The organism is Variovorax brevis, from assembly GCF_030317105.1.
Taxonomy (GTDB): Bacteria; Pseudomonadota; Gammaproteobacteria; order Burkholderiales; family Burkholderiaceae_C; genus Variovorax; species Variovorax brevis.
In genome coordinates this window covers 647,658-660,757 of record NZ_JASZYG010000005.1, presented here as the reverse complement: position 1 = coordinate 660,757, position 13,100 = coordinate 647,658, and the positions used below count along the sequence as shown (strand labels likewise).

12 protein-coding genes are annotated in these 13,100 nt (G+C 66.1%); 11 read left to right on the top strand and 1 reads right to left on the bottom strand.

Going from position 1 to position 13,100, the window contains the following annotated elements; all coding sequences use genetic code 11:
• Positions 1 to 176: 176 nt before the first annotated feature.
• The 6 genes from QTI66_RS19430 (at position 177) to accD (ending at position 7,458) form a co-directional block, all read left to right on the top strand.
• Positions 177 to 2,816, top strand: coding sequence for a motility hub landmark protein FimV (locus QTI66_RS19430; RefSeq protein WP_353506208.1), 2,640 nt, complete (start codon positions 177 to 179; stop codon positions 2,814 to 2,816).
• 23 nt (positions 2,817 to 2,839) lie between these two features.
• Positions 2,840 to 3,652 (top strand): tRNA pseudouridine(38-40) synthase TruA, encoded by an 813-nt coding sequence (gene truA / locus QTI66_RS19425; protein WP_286561465.1) that lies wholly within the window; start codon positions 2,840 to 2,842, stop codon positions 3,650 to 3,652.
• Positions 3,649 to 4,332, top strand: coding sequence for a phosphoribosylanthranilate isomerase (locus QTI66_RS19420; protein WP_286561464.1), 684 nt, complete (start codon positions 3,649 to 3,651; stop codon positions 4,330 to 4,332). Before truA ends, QTI66_RS19420 begins: the two co-directional genes overlap by 4 nt.
• Before the next feature lie 64 nt (positions 4,333 to 4,396).
• Entirely contained in the window at positions 4,397 to 5,674 is a 1,278-nt protein-coding gene (trpB, locus tag QTI66_RS19415; protein ID WP_286561463.1) for a tryptophan synthase subunit beta, read from the top strand.
• Positions 5,671 to 6,516: a tryptophan synthase subunit alpha gene (gene trpA, locus QTI66_RS19410; protein ID WP_286561462.1), complete on the top strand. Its 846-nt coding sequence runs from the start codon at positions 5,671 to 5,673 to the stop codon at positions 6,514 to 6,516. Before trpB ends, trpA begins: the two co-directional genes overlap by 4 nt.
• Before the next feature lie 69 nt (positions 6,517 to 6,585).
• Positions 6,586 to 7,458: an acetyl-CoA carboxylase, carboxyltransferase subunit beta gene (accD, locus tag QTI66_RS19405; protein WP_286561461.1), complete on the top strand. Its 873-nt coding sequence runs from the start codon at positions 6,586 to 6,588 to the stop codon at positions 7,456 to 7,458.
• 132 nt (positions 7,459 to 7,590) lie between these two features.
• Here the strand turns inward: accD and QTI66_RS19400 are convergent, their stop codons facing one another.
• Entirely contained in the window at positions 7,591 to 8,151 is a 561-nt protein-coding gene (locus tag QTI66_RS19400) for a YggT family protein (protein ID WP_286561460.1), read from the bottom strand.
• Between the two features lie 51 nt (positions 8,152 to 8,202).
• Here QTI66_RS19400 and QTI66_RS19395 point away from each other — a divergent pair, with 51 nt between their 5' ends.
• The 5 genes from QTI66_RS19395 (at position 8,203) to QTI66_RS19375 (ending at position 13,098) form a co-directional block, all read left to right on the top strand.
• A complete protein-coding gene (locus QTI66_RS19395) occupies positions 8,203 to 8,847 on the top strand; it encodes an LON peptidase substrate-binding domain-containing protein (RefSeq protein WP_286561459.1) in 645 nt (214 codons plus the stop codon).
• 160 nt (positions 8,848 to 9,007) lie between these two features.
• The gene (gene lysS, locus QTI66_RS19390) at positions 9,008 to 10,540 is read left to right on the top strand and encodes a lysine--tRNA ligase (protein ID WP_286561458.1); all 1,533 of its coding nucleotides are present in this window, start codon (positions 9,008 to 9,010) and stop codon (positions 10,538 to 10,540) included.
• Entirely contained in the window at positions 10,537 to 11,820 is a 1,284-nt protein-coding gene (locus tag QTI66_RS19385) for an Hsp70 family protein (protein ID WP_286561457.1), read from the top strand. The genes lysS and QTI66_RS19385 overlap by 4 nt, the downstream gene beginning before the upstream one ends.
• Entirely contained in the window at positions 11,817 to 12,356 is a 540-nt protein-coding gene (locus tag QTI66_RS19380; RefSeq protein ID WP_286561456.1) for a YgjP-like metallopeptidase domain-containing protein, read from the top strand. The genes QTI66_RS19385 and QTI66_RS19380 overlap by 4 nt, the downstream gene beginning before the upstream one ends.
• Before the next feature lie 55 nt (positions 12,357 to 12,411).
• Positions 12,412 to 13,098: a class I SAM-dependent methyltransferase gene (locus QTI66_RS19375; RefSeq protein WP_286561455.1), complete on the top strand. Its 687-nt coding sequence runs from the start codon at positions 12,412 to 12,414 to the stop codon at positions 13,096 to 13,098.
• Positions 13,099 to 13,100 lie beyond the last annotated feature (2 nt).

Sequence of the window (13,100 nt, the reverse complement as noted above, 5' to 3'; positions counted from 1 at the left end):
ACAATCCTAGTTGCCTTGTCACTGCCGGGTGATGGTGTTAACGTCCTCTTACACTTTTGGGCCGAGCTGCCCCTATCAGCATGACAAGACTTTCGTTGCCTGCCGCCTCCGTTGTGGCGACCCGTACGAGTTCGAAGATTCCCGGTCGTTGTCAGCTGTCGATATTGAGCGCGGCTGTGGCGCTGACCCTCGGCGCCATGAGCACGCAAGCCAACGCGCTGGCGCTGGGTCGCCTCAATGTTCAGTCGCACCTCGGCGAGCCGCTGCGAGCCGAAATCGAAGTCACTGAAATCACCCCCGCGGAAGCGGACGGGCTGAAGATCAACATCGCGTCCCAAGCGGCCTTCAACGCCGCCGGCGTCGCCTACAACCCCGCCCTGGCCGATGTCCGCGTGGGCTTGCAGCGCCGCGCAGACGGCCGATACATCGTGCGCCTGAACGGCAACCGCTCGATGAACGACCCGTTCATCGACCTGCTGCTGGAAGCCAACTGGAGTTCGGGCCGCGTGGTGCGCGACTACACGGTGCTTCTGGACCCGCCGAGCAGCCCCAAGGCGCAGGCCCAATTGACGGCGCCGATCACCCCGACCGCGCCACAGATCAGCCCGATCGCCCCACAGGTCAGCCCGGCGCCGCGCGTTGCGCGCGCCCCGGCCCCGGTGGAAGCGGCGCCCGAAGCACCCGTCCGCCGCCAGCGCGCGGCGCCGCCCGCCAAGGCGCCTGTGGAAGCGCCCTCCGGCGGCGGTTCGCGCGATGGCGAGCAGGTCACGGTCAGGCCCGGCGACACCGCCAGCAAGATTGCCAGCGCGCACCGCACGGCGGACGTCTCGCTCGACCAGATGCTGGTCGCCATGCTGCGCGCCAACCCCAATGCGTTCATTGGCGGCAACATCAACCGCATGAAGGCCGGCGCCGTGATCGCGGTGCCGCCCGCAGCGCAAGTCGCCGCCATTCCTGCGGACGAAGCACGCCAGACCGTCACGGCGCAGAGTCAGGACTTCGGCGCCTACCGCCGTCGCCTCGCTGAAAACGCGCCCACGTCGCGCGTTGCCGGCGCCGATCGCCAAGCCGGCGGCAAGCTGCAGGCCAACGTGGAAGACCGCAACGCCGCGGTCGCGTCGCCGGACAAGCTGACGGTGACGCAAGGCGGCCCGACCAAGCGCGAAACCGACGAAAAGCTGATGCAGCAGCGTCAGGCGCAGGAGTCCAGTTCGCGTGTCGCGGAGCTGTCGAAGAACCTCAGCGACCTGAACAAGCTGCAGGCCGCAAGCGGTGCTCCCGCTGCGGCTGCGGCACCCGGCGCAGCCGCCCCGGTGACCGCACCATCCGCTGCCGCACCATCCGGGGCCGCAACGACGCCGGCCGCTACGGCACCGGCCGCAACCGCTGCGGCGCCGGCTCCAGCGACGCCAGCCCCGGCCACTGCGCCCGCCGAAGCCAGCACCCCGGCAGCCGCTGCTCCCGCAGCAGCCGTGGCACCCGCAGCCGTGGCACCGGCCGCCGGCGCGCCCGACGCAAGCACTGCAGCGCCCACCACGCCGGCCGCACCCGCCACCCCTGCAGCCACCGCGCCCGCCAAGCCCAAGCCTGCCGTCGCGCCCCCTGCGCCGCCGGTCGAACGCGGCTTCCTGGCTGACCTGCTCGACAACCCGATCATGCTGGGCGCCGCCGGTCTGCTGCTCCTGCTGATCGGCTTCCTGGCCTACCGCGTGCTCGGCCGTCGCCGCACCAACGCGAGCGAAAGCGTGTTCCTGGAAAGTCGGATACCGAAGGATTCCTTCTTCGGCTCCAGCGGCGGCGAATCGGTGGACACCAAGAACCAGGGCAATTCGGCCATTTCCTCGCTGTCGTACTCGCCGAGCCAGCTCGACGCGGGCGACGTCGATCCGGTCGCGGAAGCCGACGTCTACCTCGCCTATGGCCGCGACCTGCAAGCCGAAGAAATCCTGCGCGAAGCGCTGCGCCTGAACCCGGATCGCACCGCGATCCACCTCAAGCTGCTGGAAATTCACGCCAAGCGCCGCGACCTGCGTGCGTACGAAGCCCTCGCCTCGGACGTCCACAAGCTCACTGGTGGCGTCGGCACCGAATGGGCCCGCGTCGTCGAACTGGGTCGCGATCTCGATCCGGGCAACCCGTTGTACCAACCCGGCTCGACGCCCAACGTCACGACCGAGGCGCCCACGGTGCCGATCGTGGCGCCCGTGGCGGCCGCTCCTGCAGTGGTTGTCGCCCCCGCAGTGGCAGTGCCCGTCGCACCGGTGGCGCCCCCGCCGCCGGCCGCCGCTCCGCCCGCCTTCGTGCCGTCGGTCGCTCCGCTGGACTTCGACCTCGAACTCGAAAAGCCCACCTCGCCTGCGCCCCTCACGGCCAGCCTGCCGACCGTTGCCGCCGCGGCAGCCGCCAAGTCCCGCCTGCCGCTCAACGGCACGGGCCACCACCTGGACCTGGAAAACGACTTCGACACGGCACCCGCTGCCCTCGAGCCGATGATCCGCCAGGCACCTCGCCTGGCCGACGACGAAGAGCGCACGCAGCCGGCTACCTTGCGCGCCGGCCTGCCGGGCGATTCGGGCTTTGTCGAATTCGACATGACCACCCGCAACGGCCCGCTCGGCACCGCCACCTCGCCGGCTCGCCTGGAGCCGTCCGACGATTCCGGCGAGAGCCCGCACGCCATCAAGCTGACCCTGGCGCGCGAACTGCACGCCCTCGGCGATGCCGAAGGCGCCCGCTCGCTGGTGGAAGAAGTCGCCGCCGAAACCTCGGGTGACCTGCGCGCACAGGCGCAACAGCTGCTCGGCCAGTTGCGCTGACCGTTCTCCATGGGGGTTCATCCGTGAGGCTGGCCCTCGGCGTCCGCTACAACGGAAAGGCTTACGAGGGCTGGCAAAGCCAGCTCTCGGGCCGAACGGTGCAGGACAAACTCGAAGCGGCCTTGGCCGCTTTTGCCGCTCAACCCATCTCCACCCTCTGCGCCGGACGCACCGACACGGGCGTGCATGGCCTGATGCAGGTGGTTCACTTCGACACCAGCGTCGAACGCACGCCGTTTTCATGGGTGCGCGGCACCAACCGCTACCTGCCGGACGACATCGCCGTGCAGTGGGCGCAGCCGGTGCCCGATGCATTCCATTGCCGCGCCAGCGCCCTGACGCGCCGCTATCTCTACGTGCTGTCGCAGTCGCCGGTGCGGCCCAGCCTCGATGCAGGCCTCGTCGGCTGGACGATGTACCCGCTCGACGGCGACGCCATGCGTGAAGGCGCGCAGGTCCTGGTGGGCGAGCACGACTTCAGCTCCTTTCGTGCCTCGGCCTGCCAAGCGCGCTCGCCCGTCAAGGACTTGCGGCGCATCGAGATCACCCGCATCGGCGAGGGCGAGCGTTGCCGGTGGCACTTCGAATTCGAGGCCGACGCTTTCCTGCACCACATGATCCGCAACATCATGGGTTGCCTGGTACGCATCGGCCAGCGACAGGCCGATCCGACGTGGATGCGCGAAGTGCTGGAGGCGCGCAGCCGCATCGTGGCGGCGCCCACCTTTTCGCCGGCGGGGCTCTACTTCGTGGGGCCGCAATACGCCGCCGAGTGGGGTTTCCCGCCAGAGGCCACCTTCGGCAGCGAGGCGGCTGCGTATCATGGTCCGCCATGAACGCGAATGCCCCATGCACCCGGATCAAGATCTGCGGCCTGACCCGCGAACAGGATGTGGACGCCGCCGTCGAGGCGGGCGCGGACGCGATCGGTTTCGTCTTGTATGCCCCGAGTCCGCGTGCGGTCACAGCGCAGCGCGCGGCGCAACTGGCTTCGCGCTTGCCCCCTTTCATCACGCCGGTGCTGCTTTTCGTCAATGAGGATCCTGCGGTTTCGTCGCGCGCACTCGCAGCCGTGCCCGGTTCCATCGCCCAATTCCACGGGGACGAATCGCCGGAGCAATGCCGGGCCGGCAGTGGCAACGGCGCCCACCGTTTCCTGCGTGCGGCCCGGATTCCGCTGGGCGCGGCCGGAATCGACTTCGACCTCGTAAAATACGCCCAAGATTTCTCAGAAGCCCAAGCCATTCTGCTCGACGCGCACGTCGAAGGGTTTGGCGGGGGCGGCAAGGCATTCGATTGGTCACTCCTTCCACACGTCGCAAACGCTCACCTCGTCTTGTCTGGTGGGTTGACGCCTGCCAACGTCGGCGATGGCATCCGTGTGCTGCGGCCGCGGTGCAAATCGCTGGCCGTTGACGTGAGTTCCGGCGTCGAAGCCTCCAAGGGCATCAAGGACGCCGGCAAGATCCGCGAATTCGTGGCTGCCGTGCGCGCAGCCGACGCCTTCGCCTCCTAGTTCCACGGTCGTCCTGCCCCGGAGTGGTTGGCGAGGCCGACCACCCATCGAGGCTTGTGAAACCATGTTCGACTATCAGCAACCCGACGCCACCGGCCATTTCGGCATCTACGGCGGCACCTTTGCCAGCGAGACGCTGACGCACGCGATCAACGAACTGCGCAACGCGTACGCCAAGTTCAAGGACGACCCGCAGTTCGTCGCAGAATTCCGCTACGAGCTGGCGCACTTCGTCGGCCGCCCTTCGCCGATCTATCACGCGGCGCGCAGCAGCCGTGAAATGGGCGGCGCCCAGATCTACCTCAAGCGCGAAGACCTGAACCACACGGGCGCACACAAGGTCAACAACACCATCGGGCAGGCCATGCTGGCGCGCCGCATGGGCAAGCCGCGCGTCATCGCCGAGACCGGCGCCGGGCAACACGGCGTGGCCACGGCCACCATCTGCGCGCGCTATGGACTGGAGTGCGTGGTCTACATGGGTGCGGAGGACGTCAAGCGCCAGAGCCCGAACGTCTATCGCATGAACCTGCTCGGGGCCAGAGTCGTGCCGGTAGAATCCGGCAGCCGCACGCTGAAAGACGCGCTGAATGAAGCCATGCGCGACTGGGTCACCAATGTGGAAGACACCTTCTACATCATCGGCACCGTGGCCGGGCCGCATCCCTATCCGACGATGGTGCGCGACTTCCAGCGCGTCATTGGCGATGAGTGCATCGACCAGATGCCGGCCATGCTGGCGGCGCAAGGGATCACCGGCGAAGCGCAGGGCAAGCAACCCGACGTGGTCGTCGCCTGCGTGGGCGGGGGCAGCAATGCGATGGGCATCTTCTACCCGTACATCCCTTTTGAACAAACGCGCCTTGTCGGCGTTGAAGCAGCCGGCGAAGGCCTGGACAGCGGCAAGCACTCGGCCTCAATCCTGCGCGGCAGCCCGGGCGTGTTGCACGGCAACCGCACCTACCTGCTGCAGGACGACAACGGCCAGATCACCGAGACGCACAGCATCAGCGCCGGACTGGACTACCCCGGCGTCGGACCGGAGCACGCCTACCTGGCCGACATCGGCCGCGCAGAATACGTCGGCGTCACGGACAAGGAAGCGCTCGACGCCTTCCACTACCTGTGCCGAACCGAAGGCATCATTCCTGCCCTCGAATCCAGCCACGCGGTGGCCTACGCCCTCAAGCTCGCCAAGACCATGCGCCCTGACCAGTCCATCCTCGTGAACCTCTCCGGCCGCGGGGACAAGGACATTGGTACCGTCGCCGACCTGTCGGGTGTCGATTTCTATGACCGCCCCTCGATGCGCGGCCTCAAGGTGAAGGGAGGCAACGCATGAGCCGCATTGCTGCCACCTTCGCGAAGCTGAAGACAGAGGGCCGCAAGGCGCTGATTCCTTACGTCACGGCCGGCTTTCCCTTTGCCGATATCACACCCGAACTGATGCACGGCATGGTCGCCGCGGGTTCGGACGTGATCGAACTCGGCGTTCCTTTCTCCGACCCGATGGCCGATGGCCCCGTCATCCAGAAGGCGGGCGAAGCGGCTCTGGCGCTCGGCGTCGGCATGACGCAGGTGCTGGCAATGGTTCGCGAGTTCCGCCAGAAGGACGACACCACGCCGGTCGTGCTGATGGGCTATGCGAACCCGGTCGAGCGCTACGACCTCATCCACGGCAAGCGCGCCTTCATCCGCGATGCGGCTGCGGCGGGCGTCGATGGCCTGCTGGTCGTGGACTATCCGCCGGAAGAGTGCGAGGACTTCGCCGCCGACCTGCGCGCGAGCGGCATCGACCTCATCTTCCTGCTGGCGCCCACCAGCACGCCGGAACGCATGGCACAGGTCGCGCGAATCGCGTCGGGCTACGTCTACTACGTCTCGCTCAAGGGCGTGACGGGCGCCGGGCACCTGGACACCGAGGCCGTCGGCCGCATGCTTCCGCGCATCCGCGAGCATGTGACGATCCCCGTCGGCGTGGGTTTCGGCATCCGCGATGCGGCCACGGCGCAGGCCGTGGGCAGCGCGGCCGATGCGGTCGTCATCGGCACGAAGATCATCCAGTTGATCGAAAACCAGGCGCGCGATCAGGTCGTGCCGACCGTCGGCGAATTCCTTGCCGGCATCCGCACGGCACTGGATGCACTGCCGGCGGCTACTCCGAAGAACGCGGCTGGTCGATAATCAGCGCTTCGCCCTCACCCCCAGCCCCTTTCCCGCTCGCGGGCGAGGGGAGCTAATCAGGATTTCCGAATGAGCTGGCTAGAAAAACTGCTTCCCCCCAAGATCGCCCAGACCGACCCGAGCGAACGCCGCCAGATGCCCGAAGGCCTCTGGATCAAGTGCCCAAGCTGCGAAACGGTGCTCTACAAGACGGATCTGGAGCACAACCAGAACGTGTGCCCGAGCTGCGCGCATCACCACCGCATCAGCGCACGTGCACGCCTGGACGCCTTCCTGGACGCCGAAGGCCGCTACGAAATCGGCCAGGAAGTGTTGCCGGTCGACGCACTCAAGTTCCGCGACAGCCGCAAATACCCCGAGCGCCTGAAAGAAGCGCTGGAAAACACCGGCGAAACCGACGCGCTGGTCGTCATCGGCGGCTCGATCCACAGCATCAACGTCGTGGTGGCCTGCTTCGAATTCGAGTTCATGGGCGGCAGCATGGGCAGCGTGGTCGGCGAGCGTTTCGTGCGCGGCGTCGAAACCGCCATCGAGCAGAAGGTGCCCTTCATCTGCTTCACCGCCACGGGCGGCGCGCGAATGCAGGAAGGCCTCTTGTCCCTCATGCAGATGGCCAAGACCAACGCCGCATTGACCCGCCTCGCCAAGAAGGGCCTGCCCTACATCAGCGTGCTAACCGACCCCACCATGGGCGGCGTGTCCGCAGGCTTCGCCTTCGTAGGCGACGTCGTCATTGCCGAGCCCAAGGCCCTGATCGGCTTCGCCGGCCCCCGCGTCATCGAATCCACCGTCCGCGTCACGCTACCCGAAGGCTTCCAGCGCGCCGAGTTCCTGCAAACCAAGGGCGCCATCGACTTCATCAGCGACCGCCGCGAACTCCGCAAGACCATCGCCAACACCTTGGCCATGCTGCTACGCCAGCCCGCTGACGCAGTAGTCTGACAAGCGCCCCCGGCGACCGATCCCCTTCAAGCCACGCACCGCGGAACCGGCTTCGCCGGGCCGCCGGTGGGGTCCCCTCCTCGGGAGGTGGCGAATTACACGCAGCGAAGCGGAGTGAAAAGCCGGGAGGCTCTACCTCCCCATCGCGTACGCCCAACCCAGCGCGTCGCCCAGCACGATCGCCACGATCTGCAGCACCACGATCGCAACCAGCGGCGACAGGTCGACGCCCCCAATCAGCGGAATGAAGCGCCGAAACGGCCGAACCAGCGGCTCGGCCAGCCGCTGAACAAGGTCATGCAGCATCGATGACGCACTGGGCACCCACGACAAAATCGCATAGACGATCAACAACGCAGTCAGCCCCGACACCGCCAGTTGCAGCAACCCAAAGACCGACAACAACGGCAACACGCTGAACTTGCCCCCCGCGCCAATCAGCAAGAACAGCAGCAGGAACTTCAACATGACCAGCAGCCACGCCGCAATGCCGCTGGCCAGGTCCCACCTGCGAAACGCAGGCACGATGCGACGCAGCGGCAACACGATCCAGTCAGTGATGGCAAAGATAAAGCGCCCCAGCGGATTGCCGAACGGCACGCGGTGGTACTGCATGTAGAGCCGCAGAAGGCATGCGCCCCCGAACAAGCCAGTGATCACATCGAGAAGAAACGAGGGAATCTGGTAGAGCATGACGCGCCATATGGGGTGGGAGTGCGATGATATCCACGCCAAAGGCTGCCGATGACGCCACCCCTCCTTTCCACCATCCCATTGTTTCCGTTGGGAAGCGTGCTCTTCCCGGGCGGCCTGCTGCCGCTTCGCATCTTTGAAGTGCGCTACCTGGACATGATCGGCAAGGCGCACAAGGCGGGAACGCCATTCGGCGTGGTCGGGCTCACGCAGGGATCAGAAGTGCGCGTGGCAGGCGCCGAAGCAGAGCGCTTTGCACCCATCGGAACGCTGGCCGAGATCCGGTTTTTCGACGCCCCGCAAGCAGGCCTGCTGCAAATTGAATGCATCGGCACGCAGCGGTTCCGCGCACATGTCAGCACGCAACAGAAAAACGGCCTGTGGATGGCAGAGGTGGAGATGCTGCCCGACGATGTGCCCTTGAGCGTCCCCGACGATCTCGCGAACGCCGCGACAGCCTTGCGCCGCGTCGTCGACACCCTGGAAGCGCGTCGCCAGGCCGAGGGCAAGCTGGACATGCGCTTGCCGCTGGAACCACCCTGGCATTTCGACGACTGCGGCTGGGTCGCCAATCGATGGTGCGAGTTGTTGCCGATGCCCACGGAATTCAAACAACGCCTGATGGAACTCGACAGCCCCCTCTTGCGCCTCGAACTCGTGAGCGACCTGCTGGTGCGCAATGGCATCGTTTCCTGACGCGCCATTGAATCGATAGCGCCACACCGCGGCATCGCTGGCGCTGGAAGGCAGCGCCCCGCAGGGCATCGCCAGTTAAAATAGCGGGTTCCGCGCACGGCCCGACGGGCCCCGTTCCCTCCATCTTCCACGCGCGAACCAATTCGTTCTTTTTCCCCTCATGACCGACCAAACGCCCTCCTCCGCACCTGCGATCGACGACAACCAGCTGATTGCCGAGCGCCGCGAAAAACTCAAGGCATTGCGCGCGGCACAAGTCGAAGGCAAGGGCGTCGCGTTTCCCAATGATTTCAAGCCGGGCCATCGCGCGGCCGCATTGGCCACGGCGCACGGCGCGGCCGAGGCGGAAGCACTGGAAGCACAGAACGTCAGCGTGAGCGTGGCCGGCCGCATGATGCTCAAGCGCGTCATGGGCAAGGCCAGCTTTGCGACCGTGCAGGACGCCACCGGCCGCATCCAGCTCTACGTGCAGCGCGATGCCATCGGCGATGAGGCCTATGCCGAGTTCAAGCGTTGGGACTTGGGCGACATCGTGGGCGCCCAAGGCGTGCTGATGAAGACCAAGACCGGCGAGCTGTCCGTCAAGGTGACGCAACTGCGCCTGCTCACCAAGAGCCTGCGCCCCCTGCCCGACAAGTTCCACGGCATGGCCGACCAGGAACAGAAGTATCGCCAGCGTTATGTCGACCTCATCACCGACGAGGCCGCACGTGTGCGCTTCACGGCCCGCAGCCGCGCGGTGAGTGCACTGCGCGAGTTCATGGTGTCGAACGACTTCCTCGAAGTCGAGACGCCCATGCTGCACCCCATTCCCGGTGGCGCCAATGCCAAGCCCTTCAAGACGCACCACAACGCGCTCGACCAGGAAATGTTCCTGCGCATCGCGCCCGAGCTGTACTTGAAGCGCCTGATCGTCGGCGGCTTCGAGCGCGTGTTCGAGATCAACCGGAGCTACCGCAACGAAGGCATCTCGGTACGGCACAACCCCGAGTTCACGATGATGGAGTTCTACGCGGCCTACTGGAACTACCGCGACCTGATGGACTTCACCGAAACACTGATCCGCACCATCGCGGAAAAAGCCGTCGGCACGCAGCAACTCACCTACCAGGGCAAGCCGGTCGACCTGAGCCAGCCCTTCGCGCGCCTCACCATCCGCGAGGCCATCCTGAAGCACACCGAGGCCGGCGACAAGGTCGATGATGCGGCGTGGCTCACCAACGCCTTGCGCAAGCTCGGCCTCACCGAGGAAAAGCATCGTCTTTCTGGCCGAAGCCTCGCCAGCCTGCAGGTGCTCTACTTCGAGGAAACCGTGGAAGAAAAGCTCTGGCAGCCGACCTTCATCATGGAGCACCCCACGGAAATCTCGCCGCTCGCGCGTGCCAACGACGACCGCCCCGAGGTCACGGAACGCTTCGAGCTCTACATCACCGGCCGCGAGTTCGGCAACGGCTTCAGCGAGTTGAATGACGCCGAAGACCAGGCCGCGCGCTTCAACGCGCAGGTCGAAGCCAAGGACAGCGGCGACGACGAAGCCATGTTCTACGACCACGACTTCGTGCGCGCCCTCGAATACGGCATGCCACCCACGGGTGGCTGCGGCATCGGCATCGACCGCCTGATGATGCTGCTGACCGATTCGCCGAGCATCCGCGACGTGATCCTCTTTCCCGCCCTTCGCAGGGAATCTTGAAAACGCCCGCGACGCTCGCGATCGGCATCGACTTCGGCACGTCGAACTCCGCGGTGGCGTGCGCGCTCGAGGGCGGCGCTGCGCGCCTGTTGCCCATCGAGGGCGATGCGACGACCCTGCCGACCGCCGTCTTCTTCAACTCGGAAGACCGAAGCACGCATTTCGGCCGCGACGCCATCGCGCACTATCTGGCAGGCACCGAAGGCCGCTTGATGCGTTCGCTCAAGAGCTTGCTCGGCAGCCCGCTGATGCAGGAGTCGACAGCCGTGTACGACGGGCTCATCAGCTTCCAGGACATCGTCGCGCGCTTCCTGCACGAGCTGGGCACGCGCGCCGAGGTCGAACTGGGGCAGCGGCCGCAGCAGGTCGTCATCGGGCGGCCGGTTCACTTCGTCGATGACGACGAAAAGCGCGACCACAAGGCCGAAGAAAGCCTGCGCACCGCCGCACGTGCTGCCGGCTATCGCGACATCTCCTTCCAGCTCGAGCCCATTGCCGCGGCCTTCGACTACGAGCAGCGCGTGACGCGCGAGTCGCTGGTGCTCATCGTCGACATCGGCGGCGGCACCTCCGACTTCACCGTGGTGCGCGTCGGGCCGGACCGCATGTCGCACGCGGACCGTGCCGACGACATCCTCGCCACCACCGGCGTGCACATCGGCGGCACCGATTTCGACCAACGCCTGAATCTCGAACGCGTGATGCCCACGCTGGGATTCCGGCATCTGGGCCCCGATGGACGCGAGGTGCCGAGCAGCGTGTTCTTCGACCTGTCGACCTGGCACCTGATCCACTGGGTTCAAACGCCGCAGGCCATCACCCAGGCGCAGACGCTGCGCACCAACTACAGCGACCGCCGGCTGCACGAGCGGCTGATGGAGGTGCTCAAGGAAGGCTATGGGCATCGCATTGCCAGCGAAGTGGAAGACGCCAAGATCCGCGCATCGGTCAGCGGCGAGGCGGTGGACATCGACCTGTCTTTTGTCGAACGCGCGCTGCATGCGTCGCTCACGCCCGAGGACATGCAGGCCCAGTTGGCCGATTCACTCGCCGCCGTCGTCGCCTGTGCGCACGCCTGCGTCAAGCGCGCCGGGTTGCGCAGCAATGACCTCGATGCAATTTATCTGACGGGCGGCTCCTCCGCCTTGCGTCCGTTCCAGCAGGCGCTGCATCGCAGCTTCGTCGGCGTTCCGCTCATTGAAGGGGATCTGTTCGGTGGCGTGGCGGCGGGCCTGGCTTACTCGGCCCGGGCGTCGCGCGGCTTGCGGCAGCCTGCATGAGGTATCTGACGGGCTACGCGCCCTCGTTGCTGGCGCAAGTGCAGCAGCGCATCGCCGAAGGAAGTTTGGGCAAGGCACTGCTCTCGCGCTACCCGGCCGCGCATGAGGTGCGCACCGATCGGGCGCTGTATGACTACGTCAACGGCCTCAAGTCCGAATTCATGCGCAAGTCAGAGCCGCTCGCCAAGGTGGCGTATGACAGCAAGTTGCACGTGATACGCAATGCGCTCGGCACGCACACCGCCATCTCGCGCGTGCAAGGCGGCAAGCTCAAGGCCAAGCGCGAAATCCGCGTGGCGAGCCTTTTTCGCGAAGTGCCACAGGAGTGGCTGCGGATGATCGTGGTGCACGAACTCGCCCACATGAAAGAACGCGACCATGACAAGGCCTTCTACGCCCTGTGCACGCACATGGAGCCGGCGTACCATCAACTCGAGTTCGACCTTCGGCTGTACCTGACGCATCTGGACCAGGGCGGCGAGCGCTTGTGGGCGCCCTCGCAGGACACGGCTGCGCAGCCGCCGCCGCAGACATAGCGCTTCACGCCCCTTTGGGGTATCTTCTGCCGCCTCTGGCTCGACGCGCAGGCACATGTCTTCCCCACCGACCGAAGCCGTTTTCTCGAACATCTTCACCGCCAACACGTGGGGATCGAGCGAGAGCGTGTCGGGGGCAGGCTCGGAACTGCAGAACACCGCGCAGATCATTCGCGAACTGCCGCACCTGCTGCGCGAATTGCGCGTGCAGTCCATGCTGGACGCGCCTTGCGGCGACTTCAACTGGATGCAGCACGTCGACCTGGCCGGCATCGACTACCACGGCGCCGACATCGTCGAGGTCCTGGTGGAGCGCAACGCGCAACGCTTTGCCACCCCGGGACGGCACTTCAGCAAGCTCGACATCCTGTCGGACGCATTGCCCAAGGTGGACCTCATCCTGTGCCGCGATTGCCTTTTTCATTTTTCGCACGCCGACGTGTTCCGCGCGCTGCGCAACTTCATCGCCAGCCGATCGACCTGGCTGCTGACGACGACCTTCACCTATCGGGCACTCCCGCGCAACGGCGACATTGCGACGGGCGGCTGGACGGCCATCAACCTTGAACTGCCGCCCTTCAACTTCCCGACGCCGCGGCGCTTCATCATCGAGGGCAACGTGACGGAGGCGATCGTCTACACCACGCCCAATGGAAGCCTGCAGTTTCCGCAGAACGACCGATGCCTGGGGCTGTGGCTGCTGGAGGACATCCACGACGCGCTGTCGCGCATGGGGCGCTGACG